Genomic DNA, 25,960 nt, shown 5'->3' with positions numbered 1-25,960 from the left:
CCTTCAATCACAATTCCAGCATGACGCGCACGACCGGCGTCAGCGCCTCGCCAATGTTTCGCGTATTCTCGGCATCGAGGTGGACGCCATCGAGAGGTGTTGTTTGCGCCACCGTGCCAGCGTCGAAGAAGCCGCAGCCGACCTCGTCGGCGAGTGCGGCGTATTGCGGCGCAAGCTGCTTCGAGGCCTCATCGCCGCCGGCGAACATCTCCCTGAAGTCGGTATTTTCGGTGCGGCTGACAAGAGGCGGCGAAACGATCAGTATCTGTGGCGCCGGCCAGTCGAACGGGTAGTCGTGGCCACGCACGATATCGATAAGCCGCTGGATGCCTTGCTTGGCGGCAACTGGGTTGCCATGGATCCATGGCTTCATGTCATTGGCGCCGAGCATGATGACGATCAGGTCGATCGGCGCATGCGTCGTCAACACTGTCGGCAGCAGCCGCGCGCCGTTGCGATCGGCTCCGGCCAGATGATCGTCGAAGGCGGTGGTGCGGCCATTGAGCCCCTCGGCGACGACTTGAACGCCTCCGCCGAGGCCTGCTTGCAGGACGCTTGGCCAGCGATCCCCGAGCCCATGACGGCCGCCCTCGGCATTGTAGCCCCAGGTCAGCGAGTCGCCGTAACAAAGCACCGTCTTCATCCGTTCAACCTGCCTTTGTGTCGGCCACGCCGCGCTTCACGCGCCAGCGTACGAACAACCAATGGATGACGATCGTCACCAGGCCCGGCAGACCGAGACCGGCAACCATCGGTATGTCTTTCCTGACCACCGCGGCGCTGCTGTCGCTGTAGAGGATCAGCGCGACCAGCAGGACGAGAAGCGCCACAAAGGCAATCAGCGTCCACTTGCCCGCCCTGGCAACGGCCGCGACCGGATCGTTCGTCAATTGCGCAACGAAGAAGATGAAGGTGGCGACAAAAGTCACCAGCACCGAGAACATGAAGACGATGATGTATTCTTCCTCGGCGCCGGTGGCGACAGCCAACCATTGCGCGATAAGGCCGCCGGCCAAGCCGGAAATCAAAAAGGCGAAAAGGCTGGTGAAGAATATCCGCACAGCCTTTCCCTTTCCTAGACCAGCATGCCCATCGGATTCTCGATCAGCTTCTTGAAGGCGACCAGCAGTTCGGCCCCCAGCGCGCCATCAACCGCACGATGGTCAGTCGACAGCGTCACCGACATCACGGTGGCTATTCTGATCTCGCCGTTCCTGACCACCGCCCGCTCCTCGCCGGCGCCGACCGCCAGGATCGTCGCATGCGGCGGGTTGATGACGGCGGCAAAGTCCTTGATGCCGAACATGCCGAGATTGGAAACGGCGGTCGTGCCGCCTTGATATTCTTCCGGCTTCAGCTTGCGGCTGCGGGCGCGGCTGGCCAGGTCCTTCATCTCGTTGGAGATGACCGACAGCGTCTTTTCGTCGGCATGCCGGATGATCGGCGTGATCAGGCCACCGGGGATCGAAACGGCGACGCCGACATCGGCATGCTTGTGCTTGACCATGGCGCTCTCGGTCCATGAGGCATTGGCATCCGGCACCGCCTTCAGCGCCATCGCCATCGCCTTGATGACCATGTCGTTGACCGACAGCTTGTAGACGGGCGCCTCACCCTTGTCGGTCTTTTTCACCGGTGCCGCGGCATTGAGCTGAGTGCGTAAAGCCAGCAGCGCGTCGAGTTCGCAGTCGAGCGTCAGATAGAAATGCGGGATGGTGGTTTTTGCTTCGACCAGGCGCCGCGCGATGGTCTTGCGCATATTGTCGTGCGGGACGAGTTCGTAGGAGCCTTCCTCGAACAGTTTCAGCACCTGCTCGTCCGACATCGCCTTTACCGCCGGGGCGGAGGCAGGCGCGCCGGCCGGAGCCTTGGCAGCCGGTGCCGCCTTGGCGCCACCACCGGCAATCGCGGCATCTACGTCAGCCTTGACCACGCGGCCGTGCGGGCCGGTGCCGGTGACCGCAGAGACGTCGACGCCAGCGTCCTTGGCGATACGGCGGGCAAGCGGCGATGCAAAGGTGCGGTCGCCAGCCGCGTTGCCATTGGCGGCCGGAGCCGCCTGCGCCTTTGGGGCCTCGGCCTTTGGCGCTTCAGCATTCGGCGCTTCGGCTTTCGGAGCTTCGGCTTTCGCCGGTGTGGCGCCGCCGCTTTTCGCCGCGGCGCCGGCATCTTCGCCTTCCGCCGCAAGCACCGCGATCAGCGCGTTGACCTTGACCCCTTCGGTTCCGGCCGGCACGACGAGCTTGGCAACCGTGCCCTCATCGACGGCTTCGACCTCCATCGTCGCCTTGTCGGTTTCGATCTCGGCGATCACGTCGCCGGGCGAAATCTTGTCGCCTTCCTTGACCAGCCACTTGGAAAGATTGCCCTCTTCCATAGTGGGCGAGAGCGCCGGCATGGTGATGTTGATTGGCATATTGTCCTCCCACCCGGTTCAGCGATATGCGACGGCTTTGACGGCCTCGATGACCTCGCCGACATTCGGCAAAGCCAGTTTTTCGAGGTTCGCCGCATAAGGCATCGGCACGTCCTTGCCGGCAATGGTGATGACCGGTGCGTCGAGGAAATCGAAGGCGCGCTGCGAGACCTGGTTGGCGATGTGGTCGCCAACCGAATTCTGCGGGTAGCCTTCTTCGACCACGACCAGCCGGTTGGTCTTCTTGACCGAGGCGATGACGGTGTCGAGATCGAGCGGACGGATAGTCCTGAGGTCGATGATCTCGGCGTCGATCCCCATGCCGCGCAGCTCGGCTTCAGCCTTGACCGCATAGGTCATGCCAATGCCGAAGGAGACGATGGTGACATCCTTGCCTGCCTTGTGGATGCGCGCCTTGCCGATCGGCAGCACGAAGTCGTCCAGCTTCGGAACGTCGAAGGACTGGCCGTAGAGGATTTCATTCTCGAGGAAGATGACCGGGTTCGGATCGCGGATCGCTGCCTTGAGCAGGCCCTTGGCGTCGGCGGCCGTATACGGCATCACGACCTTCAGGCCTGGAATGTGGCTGTACCAGGCGGCATAGCACTGCGAGTGCTGCGCCGCGACGCGGGCCGCCGCGCCATTTGGCCCGCGGAACACGATCGGCGCGCCCATCTGGCCGCCCGACATATAAAGCGTCTTGGCGGCGGAGTTGATGATCTGGTCAATCGCCTGCATGGCGAAGTTGAAGGTCATGAACTCGACGATCGGCTTCAGCCCAGCCATCGCCGCGCCGACACCAACGCCGGCAAAACCATGCTCGGTAATCGGCGTGTCAACGACGCGCCGCGGCCCAAATTCCTGCAGCAAGCCCTGTGTGATCTTGTAGGCGCCCTGGTATTCGGCGACTTCCTCACCCATGACGAAGACATCGCCGTCGCGGCGCATTTCCTCGGCCATGGCATCACGCAGCGCCTCGCGCACCGTGGTCGAGACCATTTCGGTGCCGGCAGGAATGTCCGGATCGGCAGCGAGGTTGACCACCGGGGCGGCGGGGACGGAGGCTTTCGGCGCCTCTCCAGCATCCTGCGGCGCCCGTTGCGAGCCTTCCTCGGCCGCGTCGGCGCGCTGCCCACCAGTTGACACCGCGTCTTGCGTCGAGGCGGGAGCCGCCTTGGAGGCCTTGTCGATGTCGCCAGAACTTTCGCCATCCTGCAGCAGAACGGCGATCGGCGTGTTGACCTTGACGCCTTCGGTGCCGGCGGCGATCAGGATCTTGCCCAGCGTACCTTCGTCGACGGCTTCGACTTCCATCGTCGCCTTGTCAGTTTCGATCTCGGCAATGACGTCGCCGGCGACGACCTTGTCGCCCTCGTTCTTCAACCACTTGGAAAGATTGCCCTCTTCCATGGTCGGCGAGAGGGCGGGCATGAGAATTTCGATCGGCATGTCCTGGCCCTCCCTTACAATACGATATCGGTCCAGAGCTCGGACGGATCCGGCTCCGCGTCGTGCTGGGCAAATTCGGCGGCGTCGGCGACGATGTCGCGAACCTCCTTGTCGACGGTTTTGAGTTCGTCCTCGGTCGCCCACTTCTTCTCGATGAGCCGCGCCTTGACCTGCTCGATCGGATCATGATCGGAGCGCATCTTCTGGACTTCTTCCTTGGAGCGGTATTTCGCCGGGTCGGACATCGAGTGGCCGCGATAGCGATAAGTCTGCATTTCGAGAATGATCGGCCCGTTGCCGGCACGGCACCAATCGGTAGCCAGATCGCCGGCCGCCTTCACCGCACGCACATCCATGCCGTCGACCTGGATGCCCGGAATCTTGAACGACGCGCCACGATGCGAAAAATTGGTTTCCGCCGAAGAGCGCGACACCGAGGTGCCCATGGCGTAGCGGTTGTTCTCGATGATGTAGATCACCGGCAGCTTCCACAGCGAGGCCATGTTGAAGCTTTCATAGACCTGGCCCTGGTTGGCGGCGCCGTCGCCGAAATAGGTCAGCGAGACATTGTTGTTGTCGCGGTAGCGGTTGGCAAACGCCAGACCTGTTCCAAGCGACACCTGCGCACCGACAATGCCGTGACCGCCATAGAAATGCTTCTCCTTGGAGAACATGTGCATGGAACCGCCCTTGCCTCTGGACAAGCCGCCGCGGCGTCCGGTCAGCTCGGCCATCACGCCACGCGGCGACAGCTCCATCGCCAGCATGTGGCCGTGATCGCGATAGGCCGTGATCATCTGATCGCCGTCGATCAGCGCCATCTTCATGCCGGTGACGACCGCTTCCTGGCCGATATAGAGGTGACAGAAACCGCCAATGAAGCCCATGCCGTAGAGCTGGCCGGCCTTCTCCTCGAAACGGCGGATGAGCAGCATGTGCCGGTAGGCGGCAAGCTCTTCGTCCTTGGTGAAGTCAACAGGCTTGGGTGCTGATAGACCGGGTTTGCCGTCGGATTTCAATTTGGCAGGCGCTTTTCTGGCTGCGGTGGCCATGCATCACTCCCTGTTGGCGTCTCTTTGCGGACACTGGAGCAAGATCAAACTGCTCCGGGGAGATCGCCCTCCCCTTCGATTTATGGGAGGCTAACACGTAGAAAGGCGTTCCGCCATGTCGAAATTGCATAGCTGGCATGCGCCTAAGCAATTAAAATCATTGAAAATATTGGCGATTAACCTGAAATTGGTTACTTCGCCGGAGCCGGCAGCATGATGGTGATCTCGTCGGCCTGCGACAGATTGAGTGCCTTGCGCGCCTGCTCGTCGAGCATGTCCTTCTCCAGCGTGCCGTCATGCATGAGCTTGACGCGCCGCTCGAGTTCCATCCTGCGTGCCTTGATCGCATCGAGCTGACCCTGCAACGCAACCGTCTCGGCCTCAAGCTTGTATTTCGAATTGATGCCGAATTCACCGTGATAGGCATGGAAGCCGAAATAAGCCAGGAACAGCACGCACAGCGAGGGAATGATCAGCCGGCCGGTGTTTCTCTGCTTGTGCTGACGCGTCCACATAACCGATTCCCCGTGCCGCGAACTCAAACGGCTCGAAGTCTTTTCGCCTGATTGTGCTTAACGGACGGTTACGGGAGACCGCCATGCCGGCCTGAAATAAAAAAGGGCGGGATGTCCCGCCCTCTCCGTATCAACGATGTGCGGCCGGATCAGCCCTTGATCACGGACTTGCCGGCATAATGCGCCTGCTTGCCGAGTTCTTCCTCGATGCGGATCAGCTGGTTGTATTTGGCCATGCGGTCGGAGCGCGACAGCGAGCCGGTCTTGATCTGCCCGCAATTGGTGGCGACGGCGAGATCGGCGATGGTCGAATCCTCGGTTTCGCCCGAACGGTGCGACATGACGGCGGTGTAGGCAGCCTTGTGCGCGGTCTCGACCGCATCCAGCGTCTCGGTCAGCGAGCCGATCTGGTTGACCTTGACCAGGATCGAGTTGGCGACGCCCATGCGGATGCCGTCGCGCAGGCGCGCCGTGTTGGTGACGAAGAGATCGTCACCAACGAGCTGCGTATTCTTGCCGATCAGGTCGGTCAGGTACTTCCAGCCTTCCCAATCGTCCTCGGCAAGGCCATCCTCGATCGAGATGATCGGATAGTCGGCCGCGAGCTTGGCGAGGTACTTGGCTTGCGCCTTGGGATCGCGCGTCTTCTTCTCGCCCTCATAGACATAGTTGCCGTCCTTGAAGAACTCGGTCGCGGCGCAATCGAGGCCGAGCGCGATCTCTTCACCTGGTTTGAATCCGGCCTTCTCGATCGATTCCATGATGAAGTCGAGCGCCACCGGCGCGCTCTTCAGGTTCGGGGCGAAGCCGCCCTCGTCGCCGACATTGGTGTTGTGGCCGGCATCCTTCAGCTTCTTGCGCAGCGTGTGGAAGATTTCCGAGCCCCAGCGCACGCCTTCGCGCAGCGTCGGCGCACCGACCGGCAGGATCATGAATTCCTGGAAGTCGATCGGATTGTCGGCATGCGCGCCACCATTGATGATGTTCATCATCGGCACGGGCAGGACATGCGCCTTGGTGCCGCCGACATAGCGGTAGAGCGGCAGGCCGGCGGCATCGGCCGCGGCCTTCGCGACCGCCAGCGAAACGCCCAAGATGGCGTTGGCGCCGAGCCGGCTCTTGTTGGGCGTGCCATCAAGCTCAATCATGGTCTGATCGATATGGATCTGGTTTTCGGCTTCCATGCCGCCGATCGCCTCGAACAATTCGCCATTGACCGCCTCGACGGCCCTGAGCACGCCCTTGCCAAGGTAGCGGGCGCCGCCGTCGCGAAGCTCGACGGCTTCGTGGGCGCCGGTGGAGGCACCCGACGGCACCGCGGCGCGGCCCATCGAACCGTCTTCGAGAACAACATCGACCTCGACGGTCGGGTTTCCACGGCTGTCCAGGATTTCACGCCCGACAATGTCGATGATGGCGGTCATTGCGATGTCCTCGATTGATCTGGAGAAAACGTCGCGCCCGTCTTAGCCAAAGCGACGCAAAAGGCAATCGGGGCCTGATCGAATAGTGCCGCCCGCCCGATTCACGAAGCGCAATTTCCTGTCATCATAAGTCATGCCACCGGACGCGCATTTCGGGTTAGGAATGTTATCGCGGGGCGAAACAGGAGGGGTTCGCCATGTCTGAGTTGAGCGGTATTGTCAGTCTGTTCCTGATCGCCGCGGCGTTCCTGACGTCATGCCACAACCAGCAGTCGCCGCCAAAGGCTATTGCGTCTTTGCCGGCTTTGCACATCAGCGAGTAGCGTTGCGTTTGAATCAAAAAGGGGGCCGTGGAAACGACCCCCTTTTTTCGATTGTGGCGTCAATGCCAGTAGGGCGCGACCTTGTAATATTCGTATGACTCGTCGCGCGCGCTCTCGCCATCCGCGCCGGCCAGTTCGTTGATGGAATGGGCAGGCGCTGCCTTCAGCTGTTCCTTGGAGAAGGGTATGACATAGCCGCCCCTTGCCTCATCATAGTCGAGGCTTGCCCAGGGGATGGCGTGGTACTTCTCGCCAATGCCGAGAAAGCCGCCAAATCCAATCACCGCGAACATGATGCCGTTCGACGTCTTGTCGAGCATGACGTCCTCGATGCTGCCGATGCTGTCGCCTTGGGTGTTGTAGACGGTCGTGCCGATGACTCGCGAAGCGGCAATGGCTTCGGTGTGGCCTGTTTGCGTCGTCATTGTTTGCTCCTCGTTGTCGTTAATCCGCACTTTGACAATGAGGGGCGCGGGCGAAAGTTCCCGACTTTTTTGGCGGGCTGCCCAATCACTCCGCGAGGATGAAAGTCACCTTCATATTGACGCGATAGGCTGCGATCTTGCCATCCTCGACGACGATCTTCTGGTCTTGGATCCAGGCGCCTTCGACGTTCTTCAGGGTCTTCGCGGCGCGCGCAATTCCCTTCTCGATGGCATCTTGAAAGCTTTTCCTGGACGACGAGGTGATTTCGGTGACGCGGGCGACGGACATTGGCTTCCTCCTGCCAAAGCGCTCATTTGCCGGACGAGCCTACAACCGGGGCTTATCCGCTACAAGACATTGGCTTTTCAGCCCTTTGCAATCCTGTCGAAGGCCATCAGCCTTTCCAGCAGTGCCGGCATATCCTTTAGCGGCAGCATGTTGGGACCGTCGGAGGAAGTCGAATTGTCGGGGTCCTGGTGGGTCTCGATGAAGACGCCGGCAACGCCGACGGCAACGGCCGCGCGGGCCAGCGTCTCGACAAAGCGGCGCTCCCCGCCAGACGATCCGCCCTGCCCGCCCGGCTGCTGCACCGAATGGGTGGCGTCGAAAATCACCGGGGCGCCGATCTCGGCCATGACAGGCAGCGCCCGCATATCCGACACCAGCGTGTTGTAGCCGAAAGAAGCGCCGCGCTCGGTGGTCAGCACATTGGCATTGCCCGAGCCGGTGATCTTGGCGACGACGTTCTTCATGTCCCAGGGCGCGAGGAATTGCCCCTTCTTCACATTGATGACCTTGCCCGTCCTCGCGGCGGCGACCAGCATATCGGTCTGGCGCGACAGGAAGGCCGGAATCTGCAGCACGTCGACATGCGGCGCCACGATCGCGCACTGTTCCTCGGTGTGGACATCGGTCAGCACGGGAAGCGAGAATTCCTTGCGCAACTCGTCGAAGACGGGAAGCGCGGCATCCATGCCGGCACCCCGCGTCGCCGATAACGAGGTGCGATTGGCCTTGTCGTAACTCGTCTTGTAGACGAGGCCGATGCCGAGCCTGCCGGTCAGCTCCTTCAGCGTGCCGGCCATGTCGAAGGCATGCTGGCGCGATTCGAACTGGCAAGGGCCGGCGATCAGCGCCAGGGGTCCCGCATTGTCGAAGACGACGTTGCCGACGGTTACCGACGAATTGGGCGCCAGGGGGTTGCTCATGGGATCTCCCGAAAGATGAAAGCCGCGCCCTGCCCGGATGCCGGCCGCACGATGATGTCATTGCCCGACATATCGTGCTGGACGGCATTGGCCGCAAGCAGGCCTGCGGTGGCGCCAATGTCGCGGATCGAAAAAACCACGGCGGCGAAGTGCAATTCTGATGGCGTACCGGCCGGTATGCCGAAGCGCGCCGTGAAAGCGGCGGCCTCCAGCACGGTCAAGGCCGCGTTCGGCAGATGAAAGACGCCGTCGTGCGCATCGGCGGCCTGATCATTGACCGCCACTGAAATCAGCCGATGCTGCTCGGCGGAAGCGCTGCTGATTGCAACCACCTCGACAATTCCGTCGACCCCATTGGGGTGAGCCTGCAAGGCTCCTCGGTCTACTCTCGGCGCGTTGATGCGCTGACAGGCAAAAAGAAATGCGTCCGTTTGGCCGGGAGCCGCGGCAAAGGCGAGCTTGAACGACGCCGTATCGCTTTTGCCCGCCGTGTCGGTGAAGGCTCGGGAGAAGCTCAGCTTGTCTCCCGCCGACAGACCCGCTTCGACATAGCGTTCATGGTCGTCATCGGCATTGTCCGTGCCAAGCACCACCGCGGAAAATCCCTCGTTGCCACGACTTTCGCGATAGAGGCGATCGCGCGCAACGAAGACATTGCCCTCGGCAGCCGCCTCTGTCGCAGCCTGTTCACGGCCGATCGCAAGCGGCTCCAGATAGGTGCCGTCGGCGAGGAAAACGCAGCAGTTTTCCGTGCCAAACGGATGGATGCCGGTCGGAGCGACGACGAAGCCAAGGGCGTTGAGCCGGGCACGCGCCACATCGAGGCTCTGCGTCGGCAGAACCAGATGATCGAGCGGATGAATGCCTGACGAGGTCATGGAAGCGCGATGTGCATCATTCGGAAGATCGGTTCAAGACTTGATCGCAATGCCGCCGGCGGCGGCCCCGCAACAACCACCTGAAACAGTCGTGGACTTTCCCTTCCGCCGCAACTCGACTTGACATGAGGCTATCCCCGGCACGGGATCAGCTTCCAGCGACGACATCAGCGGAATAGCGCAGCTCGCGCAATGGTTTGACCTTGCTGGTGGTCTGCGCATAGAGCGGATGCGACTTGTAGGCTGCCAGCGCCGCGTCATCGGCAAATTCCGCGTAGACGACGACATCGACTTCATCCGACAGCGGGTCGACCTTGGTGTTCAACGTGACCTCGAAGAGACTGGAATGAGGAATGTCCCCAAGCGCCAGCAGTCCGGTGCGAACTGCTTCCACATCTTCCTTGCGGCGCGCGCTGAAGAAAACGATATGCCGGATCAATCCCGCCTCCTCGATCTGAAATGTCGGGGTCTTTTGTGACGGCGGTCTCTTTGCGTCAACCGGTCATGGCGCCACGCGTCCTTGCGACGCGCCTCGATCGGGCTGGACCTCGTCTCACACCGGTGAGCACCTCAAATGAGGCGCCAGGCTGCTATCTCAAGAGGGGATATCAGGCTTTTCCGGTGACGTAGCGCACGACATGGGAGAGTTCCCTGACCGTGACGTCGAGATACCGGCCCTGATTGTAGAGACCGTCCCAGATCAGGAAGAACGCGATGGCGGCAATGACAATCACATAACGCATGGCTAAAGCTATCGCACTAGCGCCGCGGCTGCCATAGACGTTTTCGATTTCGGGCAGCAGCCTGCCGCAAGGCGGCGGATGCCAGCCGCCCGCGTGGCACAGTCCAGCTCTTGGCATGCCTCTTGAAGTTCCGCCTCATGGCGTGGAAGATTGGCGCAGGCATTCATCGGGAAGCGCTGAAGCTCTGGCTAAGGGGCGCGCGCTTCGTTCGAGCCCGCCTGTCGCCGGATCCGCAAGCTACCGGGACCAGGCAATGGCGTTCGAACCCGGCGGATGAACCAAGAGAACCGCGGCTCGGCGATCGCGCCGGCACCACGGAGATCCAGGGGCTTGGAATGACACACGGGGAACATCATGGCATAGCGCCGGGCGACGCGGTCAGGCTCGACGAGTTCAATTTCGCCGAGATCGTCAAGGGCCTGCCGGCCAAGGCGCGCATGGTGCTGTCGGCGGCGATGAACCTGCCGCGCGGTTCGCTGAAAGTCTGGATGCCGGACGGCCGCGCCGTTCTCGTCGGCGGAAAGGCGCCGGGGCCCGATGCCGAACTGGTGCTCAAGAACTGGCGCCTGCCGGGCCGCGCCTTTTCCGGCGGCACAATTGGTGTTGCCGAATCCTATATGGACGGTGATTGGGAAAGCCCTGACGTCACCAGCTTCCTGGAATTATTCGTGGTCAACTCCGCCTTCGGTGAAAGGGTTGCCGGCGGCGCCAGCTGGCTCATCAACACAGTCCAGCGCATCCGTCACTGGTTCAACGAGAACACACGCACCGGATCGAAGCGTAATATCTCGGCGCACTACGATCTCGGCAACGCCTTCTACAAGGAATGGCTTGACCCGAGCATGACCTATTCCTCGGCGCTTTACGCCAATGGCGTCAACGATCTCGAGAGCGCCCAGGCCGCCAAATACCGGGCGCTGGCCAGGGACACCGGCATAGGTGGGAAAGATCATGTGCTGGAGATTGGCTGCGGCTGGGGCGGCTTTGCCGAATTCGCGGCACGCGAAATCGGTTGCCGGGTTACCGGATTGACCATCAGCCGCGAGCAGCACGACTTCGCCAAGGCGCGCATCGCCAAGGCCGGCCTTGCCGAAAAGGTCGACATCAAGTTGCAGGATTACCGCGACGAAACGGGCACCTACGATCGCATCGCCTCGATCGAGATGTTCGAGGCGGTCGGCGAGAAATACTGGCCGGTGTTCTTCTCCAAGATGAAGGACTGCCTAAAGCCCGGCGGCATGGCTGGGCTGCAGATCATCACCATCAACGAAGCCGCCTACGACACCTATCGCGCCAGGCCGGATTTCATCCAGCGCTACGTCTTCCCGGGCGGCATGCTGCCGACGCCGTCCATCTTGAAATCACTTGGCGCCGCGCACGGCCTTGCCCATCTGCGCGAACGCGTTTTCCCCGAGGACTATGCCCGTACGCTTGCCGAATGGCGCCAGCGTTTCCGAGGGTCCTGGGAGAAAATCGTACCGCTCGGTTTCGACGATCGTTTCAAGAAACTCTGGGAGTTCTACCTGCACTATTGCGAAGCCGGCTTCCGAGCCAGCTACATCGATGTGCGCCAGGTGGTCTACAAGGCGTAGCTGGGTACGCACGTCGACTTCCTTTTGCGGGCGGCATTTCCATCGATGCGCTGGATCTTGTCATGCCAGGCGATTCGTGCCGCCGGCCCCTCCAAGGCTGACCGCATCCAGCTTTGACGGCTGATCAGAGAAGGATGCGATATCGGGCAAAGCCAGCTTCGCCCTCGCCGGCAGGTTCGATCTTCAGCGACTTCACATCGGCGATGACGTCCTTTGCCTTGACGCCGGTGTCGAAGACGACGCTGGTTCCCGGCAACGGCGCGAACGACCAGTTGTCGTCGGCCGACGGGTTGATGGTGCCCTGGCTGACGATGTAGCGGACGATGACGTCGCGGTTGGTGTCCGGCGCCTCGTAGATGATCTTCGCGGCATTGATGTCGGGGAAATTGCCACCGCCGCCAGCCCGGTAATTGTTGGTCGCGACAACGAATTTCGCTGCCGGATCAATCGGTTTTCCGTCGAACATAAGCTCAACAATGCGATTGGAACCGGCATTGGCGACGCCGCCCTTGGCATCGTATTTCGGCGGCTGCGACAGATCTATCCTGTAGGTGACGCCGTCGATGACGTCGAAATTGTAGGACGGAAAATCAGTGTTGATCAGGACCTGGTCGGCCTTCCCGGCCTCGATCTTGTTGAAGATGCCGGCCGACATTTCCAGCCATTCCTTGACCTGAGCCCCGGTGATTTCCACGGCGCGCACCGTGTTGGGATAGAGGTAGAGGTCGGCGACGTTCTTGATGGCGATGTCGCCCGCCGGCACATCGGTATAGTAATCGGCGCCGTTGCGTCCACCGGCTTTGAACGGGGCCGCCGCCGACAGCAACGGCACGTCCTTCCACTGTGTGCTTTTCAATATGTCCTTCAGGTACCAGGTTTGCGCCTGGCTGACGACCTGCACCGACGGGTCGTCAGCGACCAGCGCGAAATAGGAATAGAGCGGCGCGGACGTCTTGCCGACAGGGCGGCGCACATAGGCGAGCGTCGCCTGGTGGTCCTGCTCGAGAGCGGCGATGATGCGCTTGTCGTCCGGGACGGTCGGCTTGTTCTTGTTGTCGACACGCTCGAAGATCGGCCGTGCCTCCGATGTCGCCGAGACCACTTTCCACTTCGACCCGTCGCGCTCCAGCATCAGGTCGATCAGGCCCATATGTGAGCCCCAGAACCCGCCCATGACGGCGGGCTTGCCTTGCAGCGTCCCCTTCTGTGCGTCGACGCCCTCGAGCGCCTGGAAATCTTTCTTGCCGGGGAAGACCAGATGCTGGTGGCCGGTGAAGACCGCGTCGATGCCTTCGACGCCGGCGACGAAGAACGAGGCATTCTCCATCATGTCACCCTGCTTGACGTCGATGCCGGAATGCGAGAGCGCGATGACGATGTCGGCGCCCTCCTCCTTCATCCGCGGCACCCACGCCCTCGCCGCTTCGACAATGTCGCGTGTCTTGACGTTGCCTTCGAGGTTCTTGAGGTCCCAGACCATGATCTGCGGCGGCACGAAACCGATGATGCCGACCCTGATCGGCTGTTCCGAGCCTGACCCGTCCTTGATCTTCTTGTCCAGGATTACGTAAGGCTTGAGGTAGAGCTTGTCGTCGCGCGGGTTGGCGGCAAGCTCGGTACCCCGGATCAGGTTGGCGCAGACGAACGGGAAATTGGCGCCGGCCAGCACCTTGTCCAGAAAGGACAGGCCATAGTTGAATTCGTGATTGCCCAGTGTCGAACACTCGTAGCCGAGCAGGTTCATGCCTTTCATGATCGGATGGAGATCGCCCTCCTTCAGGCCCTTCTCATAGGCGATGTAGTCGCCCATCGGGTTGCCCTGCAAAAGGTCGCCATTGTCGATCAGCATCGAATTGGCGGCTTCCTTGCGCACCGCGTCGATGAGGGAGGCCGTGCGCGACAGGCCCATCGTGTCATTGGCTTTGTCGGCGTAGTAGTCATAAGGCAGCACGTTCACATGGATATCGGTGGTTTCCATGATCCTTAGATGCGCCTGGTTGGCCTGCGCCCGGGCGGAGAAGGGATGAAGCACGATCAGCGCCCCTGTGGCGGCGGCCCCGGCTAGGAGACCACGGCGAGAGACGGGATGGAGCAGTTGCGACATGTTTTCTCCTTCTTCAACGACCTGACGAGTCCTGCCCCGAAGCGAACTTCGCGCTGAAATCAGCTCAAGTCCACTCAAGAAGTCCCGCGCATCGGCACGCCAATCCATCAACAACAGATGACGGCCGGATGAAAGGCGCGGTGAAGAAAGTCAGGTCTTGTCGTCGTCGCCCTGGGTGATCAGCCGGGCGCTGCGCTGGCCTGTGACGTAGATCCATAGCCAGCTCAGCGAAACCGCAAGCCGGTTGCGAAAACCGATCAGGAAATAGATATGTGCAATGCCCCAAAGCCACCACGCAAGCCAACCGGTGAGCTTGATCCAGCCGAAATCAATGGCGGCGGCGCGCTTGCCGATCGTCGCCAGATCGCCGGCGTGCTTGTAGTGGAAAGGCCGCGGGCTGGTGTCGCCGGCAAGCCTGGCCTTGACGGTCGCGGCAACATGCCGTCCCTCCTGCTTGGCGGAAGGCGCGACGCCGGGCACGGGCCGCCCGTCGGGCCGCAGCACGTGGGCGGCGTCGCCGATGACAAAAATCTCCGGGCTGCCGGGCACGCTGAGATCAGGCTCGACCAACACCCTGCCCGCCCGATCCGCCTTCACTTCCAGCCATTCGGCGGCTGGCGAAGCGGCAACGCCGGCTGCCCACAGGATCGTGCGGGCCGGCAGAATCGTGTCGCCAAAAACCACGCCGTCGGCATCGCAGCGCGTAACGGCCCGGCCGAGCTCGACCGAAACGCCAAGCCGTTCCAGCGCCTTCCGAGCGTAGTCGGAGAGCTTTGGCGCGAAATTGGCCAGAATGCGGTCGCCGGCCTCGATCAGCACCACCCGCGTCTGGCGCGTATCGATGTTGCGGAATTCGCCGCGCAGCGTGTCATGTGCCAGTTCGGCAATGGTTCCGGCGAGTTCGACCCCGGTCGGCCCGCCGCCGACGATGACAATGGTCAGCAGCGCTTGGCGCCTGGCAGGGTCAGATTCCCGCTCCGCCTGCTCGAAGGCCAGAAGAATGCGGCGCCGAATGGTGGTGGCATCCTCCAAAGTCTTCAGGCCCGGCGCGAAAGGCTCCCATTCGTCATGGCCGAAATAGGCATGCCGCGCGCCGGTGGCGAGCACCAGCGTGTCGTAGGCGACGGCGCTGCCGTCGTCGAGCAGAACGCGTTTGCCGGACCGGTCGACACCCGTGACATTGGCGAGCAGTGTCGTCACATCCTTGCGCTTGCGCAGGAGATGGCGGATCGGCCAGGCAACCTCCGAGGTTGCCAGCGCCGTGGTTGCCACCTGATAGAGCAGCGGCTGAAACAGATGATGGTTGCGCTTGTCGATCATGGTGACGCGCACCGGTGCACCGGCCAGTGCGCGGGTGAATTCGAGACCGCCGAACCCGGCACCGACGACGACGACATGATGTCTGGCATCGCTCATTTGATTCACCCCTGATGGGCAAGATTGCCTGCCCTAGATGTAGGTATCTTGTGCAATGCAACAATGGCAGGACAGTGCTTGAGACTCGTCGTTCCATGTCGTGAATGCACATGTTCTATCGTATCGCGAGGTATAGCGTCATCGAACATGAGATGAGGTGAGGCATGGCTAACGATCATGACAACCAGGGCCCGGCGCAATACTCTTCGCCGCCCTGCTTCATGCACGAGCTCGACCCTGCGTTCCAGGCACCACTCAGCGACTGGACCGACGTGCGGCGTTGGCGCAAAGCCGAGCGCGAAAGGCTAATCGCCGCCCGGCTTGAAGTTTCAGCCGACGCCCGAACAGCAATGTCGCAACGCATCGCCGGCGGCCTGGATGCACTTGTCGGCGAGATCGCGGGCCGTATGGTCAGCCTTTACTGGCCGTTTCGCGGCGAGCCGGATCTGCGGCCCTGGATGGCGTCCGTCAATGAGCGTGGCGGCCGCACCGCGCTGCCCATCGTGGTCGAGAAAGGGCAACCGCTGATCTTCCGCGCCTACAAACCGGGCGACCGGTTGGAAAAGGGCGTCTGGAACATCCCGATTCCGGCAGAAGGTGATCCGGTGCTGCCGGACATCGTCATCTCGCCCATTGTCGGCATTGATCCGGCAAGCTATCGCCTGGGCTATGGCGGCGGCTTCTTCGACCGTACGCTGGCCGCCATGCCCTTCAAGCCGCTGGTCATCGGTGTCGGCTACGAATTGCAGCGCATCGCCACCATTTATCCGCAGCCGCACGACATCCCGATGGATCGGATCGTGACGGAGGCGGCCACGGTATAGGGCTCTAGGCCATCTCCGGCTTCAGACCCATTGCCGTCCGGTCGACGATTTCGCGCAGGGCGAAGGACGAATTGATCTTCGTCACATGCGGCATCGCCGACAGCCATTCCTTGTGGATGCGCTCGTAGTCGACGAGATCCTTGGCCGCGATCCTCAGGATATAGTCGTACTCGCCCGACATCAGGTGGCACGACAGCACGTTGGGGCAGCGTTTGATCGCCGCCTCGAAATCCGACAGCGTCTTTTCGAACTGGCCGGAGAGCGATATGTGGACGATCGCCGTCATCTGGTGGCCAAGGGCCGCGTTGGACAGCCGGGCGTGATAGCCGCGGATGGTTCCGGACTTCTCCAAATTGTCGAGCCGCCGCGAGCAGGCCGACTGCGACAGGCCAACCTTCTCGGCAAGGGCCGCGTTCGGCATCCGCCCGTCCTTCTGCAAAGTCTCAAGAATGGCGATATCAATCCTGTCGAGCGGCATTTCTCGTGATTCCTGCGAAAATCCGTCTATTTTTTGCAACGAATATCGAAACTGGCCCGTCCACGCAAGCGCATTCGCAAACACCTGCACGCCGATTCATGGTTCACTCCAGCACTACAGGGAGTGAGCCCAAAAGGGCCCGGATCAGGAGAAGAAAATGCGCATCGGCTGCCCCAAGGAAATCAAGAACCACGAATACCGTGTCGGCCTGACGCCGGGCTCGGTACGCGAATATGTCGCCCATGGCCATGAAGTGCTGGTCGAGACCGGCGCGGGCGCCGGCATCGGCGCCGATGACAACGCCTACCGCGCCGCCGGCGCCATCATCGCCAAGACGGCCGCCGACGTGTTCGCCAAGTCGGACATGATCGTCAAGGTCAAGGAGCCGCAGCCCAATGAATGGGCACAGCTGCGCGAAGGCCAGATCCTGTACACTTATCTCCATTTGGCTCCGGATCCGGAGCAGACCAAGGGCCTGCTCGCCTCGGGCGTGACGGCGATCGCCTACGAAACCGTGACCGACGATCGTGGCGGCCTGCCGCTGCTGGCCCCGATGTCGGAAGTCGCCGGCCGCTTGTCGATCCAGGCCGGCGCCACGGCGCTGCAGAAGGCCAATGGCGGCCGCGGCGTGCTGCTCGGCGGCGTACCCGGCGTGCTGCCGGGCAAGGTCACCGTGCTTGGCGGCGGCGTCGTTGGCCTGCACGCGGCCCGTATGGCCGCCGGCCTTGGCGCCGATGTCACCATCATCGACCGCTCGATCCCGCGCCTGCGCCAGCTTGACGACCTCTTCGCCGGCCGGGTCCACACCCGTTACTCGACCGTCGAGGCGCTCGAGGAAGAATGCTTCTCGGCCGACATCGTCGTCGGCGCCGTGCTCATCCCGGGCGCCGCCGCACCGAAGCTCGTCAGCCGCGAAATGCTGTCCGGCATGAAGAAGGGCTCGGTACTGGTCGATGTCGCCATCGACCAGGGCGGCTGCTTCGAGACCTCGCACGCCACCACCCATGCCGAGCCCACCTACGAGGTCGACGGCGTGATCCACTACTGCGTTGCCAATATGCCAGGTGCCGTGCCGGTCACCTCGGCCCACGCGCTCAACAACGCGACGCTGCACTATGGTCTGCAACTCGCGGACAAGGGCCTGAAGGCTCTGGTCGATGACCATCACCTGCGCAACGGCCTGAATGTCCACAAGGGCAAGATCACCAACCGCGCGGTCGCCGAAGCGCTCGGCTACGAACTGGTCGAGCCGAAAGCAGTGCTGGCGGCTTAATATACCCGGAATATACCCAGAAAAAGTCAACTCACACCCTTGCCCGCCGGTTCGCTCCGGCGGGCTTTTTGCTTTGGGCAATGATGCGCCAACCCGCTTCCCAGAGGACCATCGAAGCGTGTGCCGTAAGGGCACTTTACGCCCTATTGTTGCATTTTTGTCATACCCCTCTTGGCCGACTCCCTGCTAGGAACATCTTGGGCTTATTGATTAGGGGTACGGGCTATGTTTCTTCGCGTTTCAGCGAAATCTATTCTTCTTGGTGCTGTTTCTGCTGTGGCCTTGATTTCGGCGGCCCATGCCGCCGACGTGGTGCAGCCGATGGAAGCGTCCGGTTTTAACTGGAGCGGAGCTTATGTCGGCATCGGTGGCGGCTTCGGCGCCAGCGTGCACAAGTTCAGCGTGCCGGGCTTTGACTTGAACGGCGTCGGCGGTAATGGCGGATTCGGCGAACTGACCGCGGGCTACGACTATATGGTTTCAGAGCGCTTCCTATTGGGCGGCTTTATCGATGCCAATTTCGGGAATATCGGCCCGTCGATCAGCTTCCCAGGCGCCGACATCGACCTGACTGACTCCTACGGTTTCGACGTCGGTCTGCGTGCCGGCTATCTCCTCAACCCGAGCACACTCGGCTACGTGCTCGGCGGATACAGCTGGCAGCATTTCAAGCTTGATGGATCGGGCGGTGCTGAAGGATTGGAGTTCACTGAAAACCGCAGCGGCTATGTGCTGGGTGTCGGCATGGAAACCGTGCTGCGCGGCAACTGGACGCTGAAGACCGAATATCGTTACGCAAACTTTGGCGACAAATCGCTGATCGATTTTGGTGGCGTTTCGTTGAACGGGGAACCGTCCACCCACACCTTCCATATCGCAGCCAACTATCGCTTCGGCGCGCAGAACGGCGGCGGGGCTTCATTCGCTGCTCCGACGTACAGTTGGACCGGCTTCTATGTTGGTGGCGCGCTTGGCGCCGGAACGGCTGTTCACAAGCTGGGCGTCGACTTTGGTGGCGGCTCTGTCGATGCCAATGGCTTAGGCAGCGAAGGCGTGTTCGGCGAGTTGAGCGGCGGCTACGACTACGATTTCGGCACCTGGGTTGCTGGCGTGCAGATCGATGGCCGCTATTCCGGAATACGATCGAAACTCGACTTTTTCGGCGCATCCGTCAAACTCGACTCCGATTATGGCTTTGACGCATTGGGCCGTGTCGGTGCCAAGGTCAACGAATCGACCCTGGCCTATGTGATCGGTGGCTACAGCTACCAACATTTCGACCTGCACGGTTCGGATCCGATCGGCGACATCATCGATTGGAACAAGAGCGGTTTCACGGTGGGTGGCGGCCTCGAAACGGCAGTCTCCAGCAACATGACCGTCGGTCTCGAATATCGCTATTCGCAATTCGCCAAGAAGGATTTCTCGTCTGAATTTGGTGCACCGGATGGTACGCTGACCGACAAGGCTTCTTTCCAGACCGTCCGCATCGGCGCGAAGTACAAGTTCAACTAGGCCCTCCAGGCAAATAGTCTAAGCCCGTCGGCTTGGCCGGCGGGCTTTTTTGTTGCGAGAAGGATTTGCGCGAAGCGCGGACAACAAAAAAGCGGAGCCAAAGCCCCGCTTCCTCGATATCGAGATTGCCGCCGGTTCATCCGCGGTCGGCCAATCGATCGACACTGGCTTTCTAGCGCGTCTATGCGACAGCAGTGCGACAGAGACTTTCTGCCGCCAATCCCTTGATCTTATGCGCGCTCGATGCGGCACTGATAGCAATTGTTGCGCGCCGAGCGGACATGCACATAGGCAATGTCCTCACGCTCCAACAAAGTCTCGGCTCGTGCGGCAATTGCTCCGGTCGGGATGATGCCACCGCTGCCGTAGACGATGCGATCATCGCCGCCATAGCCGCGCACGATATAGTCCGGGCTGTCGAGGATCTCCGGCGGCTCCCTTGTCCCGACGGCACGCTCGCATTCCTGGGCATGCAGGAAGATCGGCCCGGTTTCTGCATAGGGCTGAGGGTCTGGAAATGGCCGGTAGGCGAGGATGAGATAGACATCGCCGGCGGCGATATTCCTGAGACAATGACGGCAAGGCATCCCGTCGCCGTCAGAGATTTTCCGCTCGGGCGTCCGGCCATAGGCATCGGGGCCGCCGCGCTGCAGCGCCCTGACATTTTCGGTCGGCAGAGCTGTGAATTGGATGGTCATCGTAAGATCTCCGGTACTGGCGACCGGAAACTATGCGCTCGCCGCCGTGCTTCCCACCCGATTCCTGCCAAGCGTCCGATCCGATGTCGGATCCTCCCTTCGAGCTCCGGGAGGGCCACCGAAATCGTTAATCGGCTAATCAGTTCGACAATCCCTTGATGAATCATCGAAGCGGCGGCGGATTCCGGCTGAACTTACGGCCGCATGACGCTAGCCGAGCGCTCGGCGAAAGGCAGGGGATGCACGACTTCCTTCTTCTGCGCCACCGGCTTGAAACCGAGCTTCTGGTAGAGCGGTAGCGCGGCCGGGTGATCGAGCGTGCAGGTCTGCACCGTCACCCTTTTCGGCCCATACGACCATGCTGCGGCAATCGCCGAACCAAGGAACCAGCGGCCGATGCCTTGACCGGTGGCATGTTCCATCATGCCGAAATAGGCGAGTTCGACTTCCTCGGGCAGATGCGGCTTGAGATCGAAGAAGCCGGCCGGCGCACCGTCGAGATAGAGCACCCTGATGTCGCGATCCTCGCGGTGGATTCCGGCTGACAGCTCATCGTCATTCAGCCTCAGAACATTCACCCAGTGCCATTTGCGTCCCACCCGGTCCATCAGGTAGCGATAGAAGTGCAAGGGAATGTCCCTGGTTTTCAGCAGCGCGACCTGGCGGTTGTAGGGTACCGGTGGCGAGACGGGCGGGGGGGCATGCATTTCGAGAAAAGTCACCGTGACCTCAATGTCCTGCAGCACGCCGTTTTCCATCAATTCATTCCTTGCCGGTCGTTGCTGGGCCGGTCGTTGCAGGGCCGGTGGTCGCTGGGCCGGTCACGACTGGTGTATCGGACAATCCGCCCCACTCGGTCCATGAGCCGTCATAAAGCCTGTTGTCGGTATGGCCAAGCGTCTCCAGCGCCAGCGTGACCACCGCGGCGGTGACGCCGGAGCCGCAGGATGTGACCACGGGTTTCGATAGGTCGATACCGGCGTCCTCTATCACCTTGCGCAAACGGTCCTTCGGCAGCAGCCTGCCGTTTTCCGACAGTGCGGAGTACGGCACATTGCGCGCGCCCGGCATGTGGCCGGAGCGGATGCCAGCGCGGGGCTCGGGTTCGCTACCGGTGAAGCGGCCCGGCCCACGGGCATCGGCGATCTGTGCTGTCTTTGTATCGACAATCCGGCGCATATCGGCCAGACCGACGACGCGACCGGCGTCGAAATCGGCATGAAAGACGCTTGGCGCGATCTTCGTCGGCTCGGCCGTTGCCGGCCGGCCGGTCGCCTTCCAGCCATCAAAGCCGCCGTCCAGAATATAGGTCTGGAAGACACCCATGATCCGGAACATCCACCATGCCCGCGGTGCGGAGAAAAAGCCCGGGCCATCATAGACGACGATGGTGTCATCGGCCGAAACGCCCATCGCGCCGACATATTGGGCGAAATGCTGCGGGGATGGCAGTGTATGCGGCAAGGCAGCGTCAGGATCCGAAACCGCGTCCTGGTCCAGGAAACGGGCGCCAGGAATGTGAGCCGCATCATACTCGGCGCGCGCGTCGCGCTTTTGTGCAGGCAGATACCAGGAGACGTCAATGATCGTCAGGCCCGGCTGGCCGAGGCGTTCCTGCAGCCAGTCCGCATCGACGGTAAAAGGACTGTCTTCGGCCATTCTTTTCTCCTGCCGCCTTTTGATGGTGTCTGTCTGTTCAGTTCGCCGGCATCGGGCCGAAGCGGATGCGGAAGCGCCTGTTCTCCCGGCCCTTCTTTTCGATCTTGCCGATGTGGATTTCGCCGATTTCGCCGGTGCTCCTCACATGGGTGCCGCCGCAGGGCTGGCTGTCCACCGAGGCATTGTCACCGATGCAGACCAGACGGATCTTGCCGGTGCCAACGGGCGGTCGGACGTTCTTGGACTTCACCAAGCCAGGATTCGCGGCCAATTCCTCGTCGCTGATCAGTCTGGTGAAGATGGGATGATCGGCCCGCACCAGATCCATCATGCCGGCGGTCACCTCTTCCTTGGTGAAGCTGGCGTCTGGAATGTCAAAATCGACACGGCTGTCGTCCTCGGAAACCGCCGCCCCGGTGATCGGGAACGGGCAGACAACGGTGAGCAGGTGGCAAGCCGCGTGCATGCGCATCAGCAGATGCCGGCGCTCCCAGTCGATGGCGAGCTTCACCGTCTCGCCCACCTCCGGCAAGGCCTGCTCCGGTGACGGCACATGGATGATCTCGTCCTTGGTCTCGCCAGTGATCGTGGCGGCAATTGCGACGCGACTGCCGTCGGCACGCTCCAACGTGCCGCTATCGCCCGGCTGGCCGCCGGAAGTGGCATAGAAGATCGTCCGGTCGAGGATGATGCCGCCGCGCTCATTGATGGCGACGACCGTGGCATCCGCCGTGCGGAGATAGGCGTCGTCGCGAAACAGCGCTTCGGTCCGGTGCGCCATCACGTGACCCTCTCGAAGGGCACTGAAATCTTGCTCTGCAATTCCATCCAGCCTGGTACCGGCAGTTGCTTTTCGCGCAGGAATTCGGGGTTGAATAGCTTCGACTGGTAGCGCGTCCCGTAGTCGCAAAGGATCGTCACGATGGTGTGGCCCGGACCCAATTCCGCAGCCAGCCGCATCGCGCCGGCGATGTTGATGCCGGTCGAGCCGCCGACGCACAGGCCTTCCTCCTGGATCAGGTCAAAGACGATCGGCAGCGCGTCCTCATCCCTGATCTGGTAGGAGAAGTCAGGCGTGAAGCCTTCGAGGTTGGCGGTGATGCGCCCCTGCCCGATGCCTTCGGTAATCGAACTGCCTTCTGACTTCAGCTCGCCGCTGGTGTAGAAACTGTAGAGCGCGGCGCCGAGAGGGTCGGCGAGCGCGATCTTGACGTTCTTGCTCTTGGCCTTCAATCCGAGCCCGACACCGGCCAGCGTTCCGCCCGACCCCACCGCCGAGACAAAACCGTCGACCTTGCCGCCGGTCTGGGCCCAGATTTCCTCGGCCGTGGTGCGGATATGGCCATCGCGGTTGGCGACATTGTCGAACTGGTTGGCCCAGATCGCGCCGTTCGGTTCGCTCCTGGCCATCTGCTCCGCCAGCCGTCCCGACAGTTTCACGTAGTTGTTGGGGTTCTTGTAAGGCACGGCCGGCACTTCGATCAGCTCGGCGCCGAGCAGCCTGATCGTGTCCTTCTTTTCCTGGCTCTGCGTATCCGGGATGACGATGACAGTGCGATAGCCCAGCGCCTTGGCGACGAGCGTCAGCCCAATGCCGGTGTTGCCGGCGGTTCCCTCGACGATGACACCGCCCGGCTGCAACAGGCCGCGCTGTTCGGCATCACGGATGATGAACAGGCCGGCGCGATCCTTAACCGACTGCCCCGGATTCATGAACTCGGCCTTGCCCAGGATCTCGCAGCCGGTTTCTTCGGAAGCCTTGTTGAGGCGGATCAGGGGCGTGTTGCCGATCGCGTCGATCACTGAACGGGGCATTCGGGATTCCTTGTATGCGTGCGCCGAAACCCTAGAAACCCAATGCTTCGGTTTCAAGGCAAGAATTCGTCTGGTCCAGTCGCATTTCCGGCGCTGCGGTGTATGGATGTCGCCGGGGACCGGTGGACACCGGACAGTTCATTTGCACCCGGCGTCGAGAAGCACTCTTTTCATTCGATTTCTCCACCGCTAGAGCAAGACATTACAACTCGGCAGGGCGCAGCATGACACTCTATCGGGCCGATCCGAAACACGGCGTAGCCTGGGTCACCGGCGGCAGCAGCGGCATTGGCCGCTCGCTGGCCAGGGATCTGGCGTCACAAGGCTATGCGGTGGCTGTGACAGCGCTGGACGACGATCCGATCGACACGCTCATCGTCGAGACCGCGCAGATGCCGGGCAAAGTCGTGTCCTTTCCCTGCGACGTCACCGACGAGCCGCGCATGGCAAGAACGGTGGCGGCGATCGAGAACGACCTCGGGCCGATCGTGCTCGCCATCTTCAATGCCGGAAATTACATCTCGACACCCGGAGAGTCCCTCGTCGTCAAGGATTTCCGCCGCTCCTTCGAAGTCAACTATTTCGGCATCATCAATGGGCTGGTGCCTGTCGTCGAGCATATGCGGGTGCGCGCGCGTGGGCATGTCGTTCTGGTCGGCTCGGTGACCGCCTATTTCGGCTGGCCGACCACGGCGGCCTATGGCGGTACCAAGGCGGCTATCAACATTCTGGCCGAGTCGCTGAAATATGATTTCGACAAGATGAACATCCGCGTCCAGGTGATTAACCCCGGTTTTGTCGACACGCCATTGACCGAAAAGAACATGCTGCCGATGCCTGGCCTGATGCCGGTCGGCCGCGCGACGCGCCGCATGGTGCGGGGAATCAAATCCGGCGGCTTCGAAGTGACGTTCCCGTACAGAACGAGCTGGCCGTTGAAAATTCTCGGCATGCTGCCAAGGCCGCTATGCCGATGGGTGATCAGCCTGACGACCAGCTGGAAAGCGCGCCCGCTGCATTATGAGCGCAAACCGCCCAACAAATAATGCCCACAGGATTGGTGGCTTGGCCGCCTGAACGGCCGTTGCCTGTTCATGGCTACCACCATAGTTTGAATGTTATTGCGTGGAGTCTGCGATGGGGCGACGGATCGTGCTTGCTGTGCTGGGCCTGATCGCCGTCCTTGCACTGACCTTCCTACTGGGTCCACGCGTACCCGTCGACACCACGATCCATTTCGATCCTTCCGCCATCGGCGACGACCCACAGGCCTATGTGGCAAAAGTGGAGGCTGCCGTACCCGGTATCCGCGACGGGCTGGAGAAGGAGATCGTCTGGGCCAACCCAATGGTGCACGCAAAGACACCGCTGTCGATCGTCTACATCCACGGCTTTTCCGCATCGAAGGGCGAGATCCGACCCTTGCCCGACGACGTGGCCGACCAGCTCGACGCCAACCTGTTCTACACCCGCCTCACCGGCCACGGGCAGGATGGCGCGGCGATGACGCAAGGCAGCGTCAACGCCTGGATCAACGACTATGAGGAGGCGCTCGCCATCGGCCGGGCAATCGGCGACAAGGTGATCGTCATCTCAACGTCGACCGGCGGCGCGCTGGCGGCCTGGGCAGCGACGCAGCCCGGGGCATCCGAGGGTGCGGCGGCCATTGCATTCATCTCGCCCAATTTCGGCGTGAAAGCATCCGGCGCCGAGATCCTGACCATGCCCTGGGGCAAGCAGATCGCCGAACTCGTCGCCGGCAAGGAACGCAGCTTCGCGCCGCGCAACGCGCTGCATGAGAAATTCTGGACCACCAGATATCCGATCGCCGCGACGATGCCGATGCAGGCGCTGACCGACCTTGCCTATGGCGCGCCGGTGGAGAAGGCGACCATTCCCGCCCTGTTCATCTTCTCGGATATAGACAAGGTCGTGCGACCCGACCGCACGCGTGAGATCGCCGCGCGCTGGGGTGCCGCGCATGAGCTGGTGCCCATCGAAAGCACTGGCGATCCAGACAACCATGTCATTGCCGGCGACGCGCTATCGCCATCCACCACCGCATTCCTGGCGCAACGGATTGCCGTCTGGATCGAAGCGGTGGCGAAGTGAGGTTCGAAGACAAAACGGCGGCTGAAGCAATGTTCAGCCA

At 61.7% G+C, this 25,960-nt stretch carries 28 protein-coding genes; 7 read left to right on the top strand and 21 right to left on the bottom strand.

What is annotated here, in order from left to right; genetic code table 11:
* Positions 1 to 7: 7 nt before the first annotated feature.
* The 7 genes from FJ954_RS26440 to eno all read right to left on the bottom strand — a co-directional run bounded on the left by FJ954_RS26440 (position 8) and on the right by eno (position 6,856).
* Positions 8 to 643, bottom strand: a complete 636-nt coding sequence (locus FJ954_RS26440; RefSeq protein ID WP_140664399.1) for an SGNH/GDSL hydrolase family protein — start codon at positions 641 to 643, stop codon at positions 8 to 10.
* Between the two features lie 4 nt (positions 644 to 647).
* Complete coding sequence (locus tag FJ954_RS26435) at positions 648 to 1,061, bottom strand: hypothetical protein (protein WP_140664396.1); 414 nt, start codon at positions 1,059 to 1,061, stop codon at positions 648 to 650.
* A gap of 14 nt (positions 1,062 to 1,075) precedes the next feature.
* The gene (locus FJ954_RS26430; protein WP_140664394.1) at positions 1,076 to 2,416 is read right to left on the bottom strand and encodes a pyruvate dehydrogenase complex dihydrolipoamide acetyltransferase; all 1,341 of its coding nucleotides are present in this window, start codon (positions 2,414 to 2,416) and stop codon (positions 1,076 to 1,078) included.
* An 18-nt stretch (positions 2,417 to 2,434) separates the two neighbouring features.
* Positions 2,435 to 3,865, bottom strand: a complete 1,431-nt coding sequence (locus FJ954_RS26425) for a pyruvate dehydrogenase complex E1 component subunit beta (protein ID WP_015317933.1) — start codon at positions 3,863 to 3,865, stop codon at positions 2,435 to 2,437.
* A 14-nt stretch (positions 3,866 to 3,879) separates the two neighbouring features.
* The gene (pdhA, locus tag FJ954_RS26420; protein ID WP_140664391.1) at positions 3,880 to 4,917 is read right to left on the bottom strand and encodes a pyruvate dehydrogenase (acetyl-transferring) E1 component subunit alpha; all 1,038 of its coding nucleotides are present in this window, start codon (positions 4,915 to 4,917) and stop codon (positions 3,880 to 3,882) included.
* Positions 4,918 to 5,108: 191 nt separating this feature from the next.
* Entirely contained in the window at positions 5,109 to 5,432 is a 324-nt protein-coding gene (locus FJ954_RS26415; protein WP_140619588.1) for a septum formation initiator family protein, read from the bottom strand.
* Positions 5,433 to 5,581: 149 nt separating this feature from the next.
* Positions 5,582 to 6,856: a phosphopyruvate hydratase gene (eno, locus tag FJ954_RS26410; RefSeq protein WP_140619586.1), complete on the bottom strand. Its 1,275-nt coding sequence runs from the start codon at positions 6,854 to 6,856 to the stop codon at positions 5,582 to 5,584.
* Between the two features lie 197 nt (positions 6,857 to 7,053).
* On the opposite strand from eno, the gene FJ954_RS32295 reads away from it, so the two are divergent.
* Entirely contained in the window at positions 7,054 to 7,179 is a 126-nt protein-coding gene (locus tag FJ954_RS32295) for a hypothetical protein (RefSeq protein WP_140664388.1), read from the top strand.
* A 59-nt stretch (positions 7,180 to 7,238) separates the two neighbouring features.
* Here FJ954_RS32295 and FJ954_RS26400 read toward each other — a convergent pair whose 3' ends face one another.
* From FJ954_RS26400 to FJ954_RS32290, 6 genes are all read right to left on the bottom strand, one after another.
* Positions 7,239 to 7,604 (bottom strand): PRC-barrel domain-containing protein, encoded by a 366-nt coding sequence (locus FJ954_RS26400; RefSeq protein WP_015317938.1) that lies wholly within the window; start codon positions 7,602 to 7,604, stop codon positions 7,239 to 7,241.
* 85 nt (positions 7,605 to 7,689) lie between these two features.
* Entirely contained in the window at positions 7,690 to 7,893 is a 204-nt protein-coding gene (locus FJ954_RS26395; RefSeq protein WP_015317939.1) for a dodecin family protein, read from the bottom strand.
* A 77-nt stretch (positions 7,894 to 7,970) separates the two neighbouring features.
* Positions 7,971 to 8,813 (bottom strand): 3-deoxy-8-phosphooctulonate synthase, encoded by an 843-nt coding sequence (gene kdsA, locus FJ954_RS26390; protein ID WP_140664385.1) that lies wholly within the window; start codon positions 8,811 to 8,813, stop codon positions 7,971 to 7,973.
* Positions 8,810 to 9,691: a VOC family protein gene (locus FJ954_RS26385; RefSeq protein WP_015317941.1), complete on the bottom strand. Its 882-nt coding sequence runs from the start codon at positions 9,689 to 9,691 to the stop codon at positions 8,810 to 8,812. The genes kdsA and FJ954_RS26385 overlap by 4 nt, the downstream gene beginning before the upstream one ends.
* A gap of 148 nt (positions 9,692 to 9,839) precedes the next feature.
* Positions 9,840 to 10,130 carry a Dabb family protein gene (locus FJ954_RS26380; protein WP_015317942.1) on the bottom strand — a complete coding sequence of 97 codons (291 nt, stop codon included), beginning with the start codon at positions 10,128 to 10,130 and terminating at the stop codon, positions 9,840 to 9,842.
* Between the two features lie 169 nt (positions 10,131 to 10,299).
* Positions 10,300 to 10,434 carry a hypothetical protein gene (locus FJ954_RS32290; RefSeq protein ID WP_023773660.1) on the bottom strand — a complete coding sequence of 45 codons (135 nt, stop codon included), beginning with the start codon at positions 10,432 to 10,434 and terminating at the stop codon, positions 10,300 to 10,302.
* 335 nt (positions 10,435 to 10,769) lie between these two features.
* Here FJ954_RS32290 and FJ954_RS26375 point away from each other — a divergent pair, with 335 nt between their 5' ends.
* Positions 10,770 to 12,026 (top strand): cyclopropane-fatty-acyl-phospholipid synthase family protein, encoded by a 1,257-nt coding sequence (locus FJ954_RS26375; protein WP_140664383.1) that lies wholly within the window; start codon positions 10,770 to 10,772, stop codon positions 12,024 to 12,026.
* Between the two features lie 124 nt (positions 12,027 to 12,150).
* Here FJ954_RS26375 and FJ954_RS26370 read toward each other — a convergent pair whose 3' ends face one another.
* Positions 12,151 to 14,130, bottom strand: coding sequence for a bifunctional 2',3'-cyclic-nucleotide 2'-phosphodiesterase/3'-nucleotidase (locus tag FJ954_RS26370; RefSeq protein WP_140664381.1), 1,980 nt, complete (start codon positions 14,128 to 14,130; stop codon positions 12,151 to 12,153).
* 150 nt (positions 14,131 to 14,280) lie between these two features.
* On the bottom strand, positions 14,281 to 15,546 hold the full coding sequence (locus FJ954_RS26365; RefSeq protein ID WP_140664378.1) for an NAD(P)/FAD-dependent oxidoreductase: 1,266 nt from the start codon (positions 15,544 to 15,546) through the stop codon (positions 14,281 to 14,283).
* Between the two features lie 164 nt (positions 15,547 to 15,710).
* On the opposite strand from FJ954_RS26365, the gene FJ954_RS26360 reads away from it, so the two are divergent.
* Positions 15,711 to 16,370 carry a 5-formyltetrahydrofolate cyclo-ligase gene (locus FJ954_RS26360; protein ID WP_015317947.1) on the top strand — a complete coding sequence of 220 codons (660 nt, stop codon included), beginning with the start codon at positions 15,711 to 15,713 and terminating at the stop codon, positions 16,368 to 16,370.
* A 4-nt stretch (positions 16,371 to 16,374) separates the two neighbouring features.
* On the opposite strand, the gene FJ954_RS26355 is transcribed toward FJ954_RS26360, so the two are convergent.
* A complete protein-coding gene (locus FJ954_RS26355) occupies positions 16,375 to 16,848 on the bottom strand; it encodes an Lrp/AsnC family transcriptional regulator (protein WP_015317948.1) in 474 nt (157 codons plus the stop codon).
* A gap of 157 nt (positions 16,849 to 17,005) precedes the next feature.
* Between FJ954_RS26355 and ald the strand changes: the two genes are divergently transcribed.
* Both ald and FJ954_RS26345 read left to right on the top strand, forming a co-directional pair.
* Entirely contained in the window at positions 17,006 to 18,121 is a 1,116-nt protein-coding gene (gene ald, locus FJ954_RS26350) for an alanine dehydrogenase (protein ID WP_015317949.1), read from the top strand.
* A 225-nt stretch (positions 18,122 to 18,346) separates the two neighbouring features.
* Positions 18,347 to 19,636 carry an outer membrane beta-barrel protein gene (locus FJ954_RS26345; protein WP_140664377.1) on the top strand — a complete coding sequence of 430 codons (1,290 nt, stop codon included), beginning with the start codon at positions 18,347 to 18,349 and terminating at the stop codon, positions 19,634 to 19,636.
* 230 nt (positions 19,637 to 19,866) lie between these two features.
* Here FJ954_RS26345 and FJ954_RS26340 read toward each other — a convergent pair whose 3' ends face one another.
* The 5 genes from FJ954_RS26340 to FJ954_RS26320 all read right to left on the bottom strand — a co-directional run bounded on the left by FJ954_RS26340 (position 19,867) and on the right by FJ954_RS26320 (position 23,808).
* Positions 19,867 to 20,334 (bottom strand): DUF1203 domain-containing protein, encoded by a 468-nt coding sequence (locus FJ954_RS26340; RefSeq protein WP_140664374.1) that lies wholly within the window; start codon positions 20,332 to 20,334, stop codon positions 19,867 to 19,869.
* Between the two features lie 194 nt (positions 20,335 to 20,528).
* A complete protein-coding gene (locus FJ954_RS26335) occupies positions 20,529 to 21,092 on the bottom strand; it encodes a GNAT family N-acetyltransferase (protein WP_015317952.1) in 564 nt (187 codons plus the stop codon).
* Positions 21,093 to 21,096: 4 nt separating this feature from the next.
* Entirely contained in the window at positions 21,097 to 21,993 is an 897-nt protein-coding gene (gene sseA / locus FJ954_RS26330) for a 3-mercaptopyruvate sulfurtransferase (protein ID WP_140664372.1), read from the bottom strand.
* Positions 21,994 to 22,030: 37 nt separating this feature from the next.
* Positions 22,031 to 22,774: an alanyl-tRNA editing protein gene (locus tag FJ954_RS26325; RefSeq protein WP_140664369.1), complete on the bottom strand. Its 744-nt coding sequence runs from the start codon at positions 22,772 to 22,774 to the stop codon at positions 22,031 to 22,033.
* Positions 22,774 to 23,808, bottom strand: coding sequence for a cysteine synthase A (locus FJ954_RS26320; protein ID WP_140664366.1), 1,035 nt, complete (start codon positions 23,806 to 23,808; stop codon positions 22,774 to 22,776). Before FJ954_RS26320 ends, FJ954_RS26325 begins: the two co-directional genes overlap by 1 nt.
* Before the next feature lie 224 nt (positions 23,809 to 24,032).
* On the opposite strand from FJ954_RS26320, the gene FJ954_RS26315 reads away from it, so the two are divergent.
* Both FJ954_RS26315 and FJ954_RS26310 read left to right on the top strand, forming a co-directional pair.
* Positions 24,033 to 24,854 carry an SDR family oxidoreductase gene (locus tag FJ954_RS26315; protein WP_140619562.1) on the top strand — a complete coding sequence of 274 codons (822 nt, stop codon included), beginning with the start codon at positions 24,033 to 24,035 and terminating at the stop codon, positions 24,852 to 24,854.
* 91 nt (positions 24,855 to 24,945) lie between these two features.
* A complete protein-coding gene (locus tag FJ954_RS26310) occupies positions 24,946 to 25,920 on the top strand; it encodes an alpha/beta fold hydrolase (RefSeq protein ID WP_140664364.1) in 975 nt (324 codons plus the stop codon).
* Positions 25,921 to 25,960 lie beyond the last annotated feature (40 nt).

The organism is Mesorhizobium sp. B2-3-15, from assembly GCF_006442875.1.
Taxonomy (GTDB): domain Bacteria; phylum Pseudomonadota; class Alphaproteobacteria; order Rhizobiales; family Rhizobiaceae; genus Mesorhizobium; species Mesorhizobium australicum.
Note: the sequence above shows the minus strand (reverse complement) of the source record. Positions and strands in the feature narration are given on the sequence as shown.

Coding starts and splice junctions, on each gene's coding strand:
- FJ954_RS26440 (WP_140664399.1), bottom strand. CDS start 643: ATGAAGACGGTGCTTTGTTACGGCGACTCGCTGACCTGGGGCTACAAT.
- FJ954_RS26430 (WP_140664394.1), bottom strand. CDS start 2,416: ATGCCAATCAACATCACCATGCCGGCGCTCTCGCCCACTATGGAAGAG.
- FJ954_RS26425 (WP_015317933.1), bottom strand. CDS start 3,865: ATGCCGATCGAAATTCTCATGCCCGCCCTCTCGCCGACCATGGAAGAG.
- pdhA (WP_140664391.1), bottom strand. CDS start 4,917: ATGGCCACCGCAGCCAGAAAAGCGCCTGCCAAATTGAAATCCGACGGC.
- FJ954_RS26415 (WP_140619588.1), bottom strand. CDS start 5,432: ATGTGGACGCGTCAGCACAAGCAGAGAAACACCGGCCGGCTGATCATT.
- eno (WP_140619586.1), bottom strand. CDS start 6,856: ATGACCGCCATCATCGACATTGTCGGGCGTGAAATCCTGGACAGCCGT.
- FJ954_RS32295 (WP_140664388.1), top strand. CDS start 7,054: ATGTCTGAGTTGAGCGGTATTGTCAGTCTGTTCCTGATCGCCGCGGCG.
- FJ954_RS26400 (WP_015317938.1), bottom strand. CDS start 7,604: ATGACGACGCAAACAGGCCACACCGAAGCCATTGCCGCTTCGCGAGTC.
- FJ954_RS26395 (WP_015317939.1), bottom strand. CDS start 7,893: ATGTCCGTCGCCCGCGTCACCGAAATCACCTCGTCGTCCAGGAAAAGC.
- kdsA (WP_140664385.1), bottom strand. CDS start 8,813: ATGAGCAACCCCCTGGCGCCCAATTCGTCGGTAACCGTCGGCAACGTC.
- FJ954_RS26385 (WP_015317941.1), bottom strand. CDS start 9,691: ATGACCTCGTCAGGCATTCATCCGCTCGATCATCTGGTTCTGCCGACG.
- FJ954_RS32290 (WP_023773660.1), bottom strand. CDS start 10,434: ATGCGTTATGTGATTGTCATTGCCGCCATCGCGTTCTTCCTGATCTGG.
- FJ954_RS26375 (WP_140664383.1), top strand. CDS start 10,770: ATGACACACGGGGAACATCATGGCATAGCGCCGGGCGACGCGGTCAGG.
- FJ954_RS26370 (WP_140664381.1), bottom strand. CDS start 14,130: ATGTCGCAACTGCTCCATCCCGTCTCTCGCCGTGGTCTCCTAGCCGGG.
- FJ954_RS26365 (WP_140664378.1), bottom strand. CDS start 15,546: ATGAGCGATGCCAGACATCATGTCGTCGTCGTCGGTGCCGGGTTCGGC.
- FJ954_RS26360 (WP_015317947.1), top strand. CDS start 15,711: ATGGCTAACGATCATGACAACCAGGGCCCGGCGCAATACTCTTCGCCG.
- FJ954_RS26355 (WP_015317948.1), bottom strand. CDS start 16,848: ATGCCGCTCGACAGGATTGATATCGCCATTCTTGAGACTTTGCAGAAG.
- ald (WP_015317949.1), top strand. CDS start 17,006: ATGCGCATCGGCTGCCCCAAGGAAATCAAGAACCACGAATACCGTGTC.
- FJ954_RS26345 (WP_140664377.1), top strand. CDS start 18,347: ATGTTTCTTCGCGTTTCAGCGAAATCTATTCTTCTTGGTGCTGTTTCT.
- FJ954_RS26340 (WP_140664374.1), bottom strand. CDS start 20,334: ATGACCATCCAATTCACAGCTCTGCCGACCGAAAATGTCAGGGCGCTG.
- FJ954_RS26335 (WP_015317952.1), bottom strand. CDS start 21,092: ATGGAAAACGGCGTGCTGCAGGACATTGAGGTCACGGTGACTTTTCTC.
- sseA (WP_140664372.1), bottom strand. CDS start 21,993: ATGGCCGAAGACAGTCCTTTTACCGTCGATGCGGACTGGCTGCAGGAA.
- FJ954_RS26325 (WP_140664369.1), bottom strand. CDS start 22,774: ATGGCGCACCGGACCGAAGCGCTGTTTCGCGACGACGCCTATCTCCGC.
- FJ954_RS26320 (WP_140664366.1), bottom strand. CDS start 23,808: ATGCCCCGTTCAGTGATCGACGCGATCGGCAACACGCCCCTGATCCGC.
- FJ954_RS26315 (WP_140619562.1), top strand. CDS start 24,033: ATGACACTCTATCGGGCCGATCCGAAACACGGCGTAGCCTGGGTCACC.
- FJ954_RS26310 (WP_140664364.1), top strand. CDS start 24,946: ATGGGGCGACGGATCGTGCTTGCTGTGCTGGGCCTGATCGCCGTCCTT.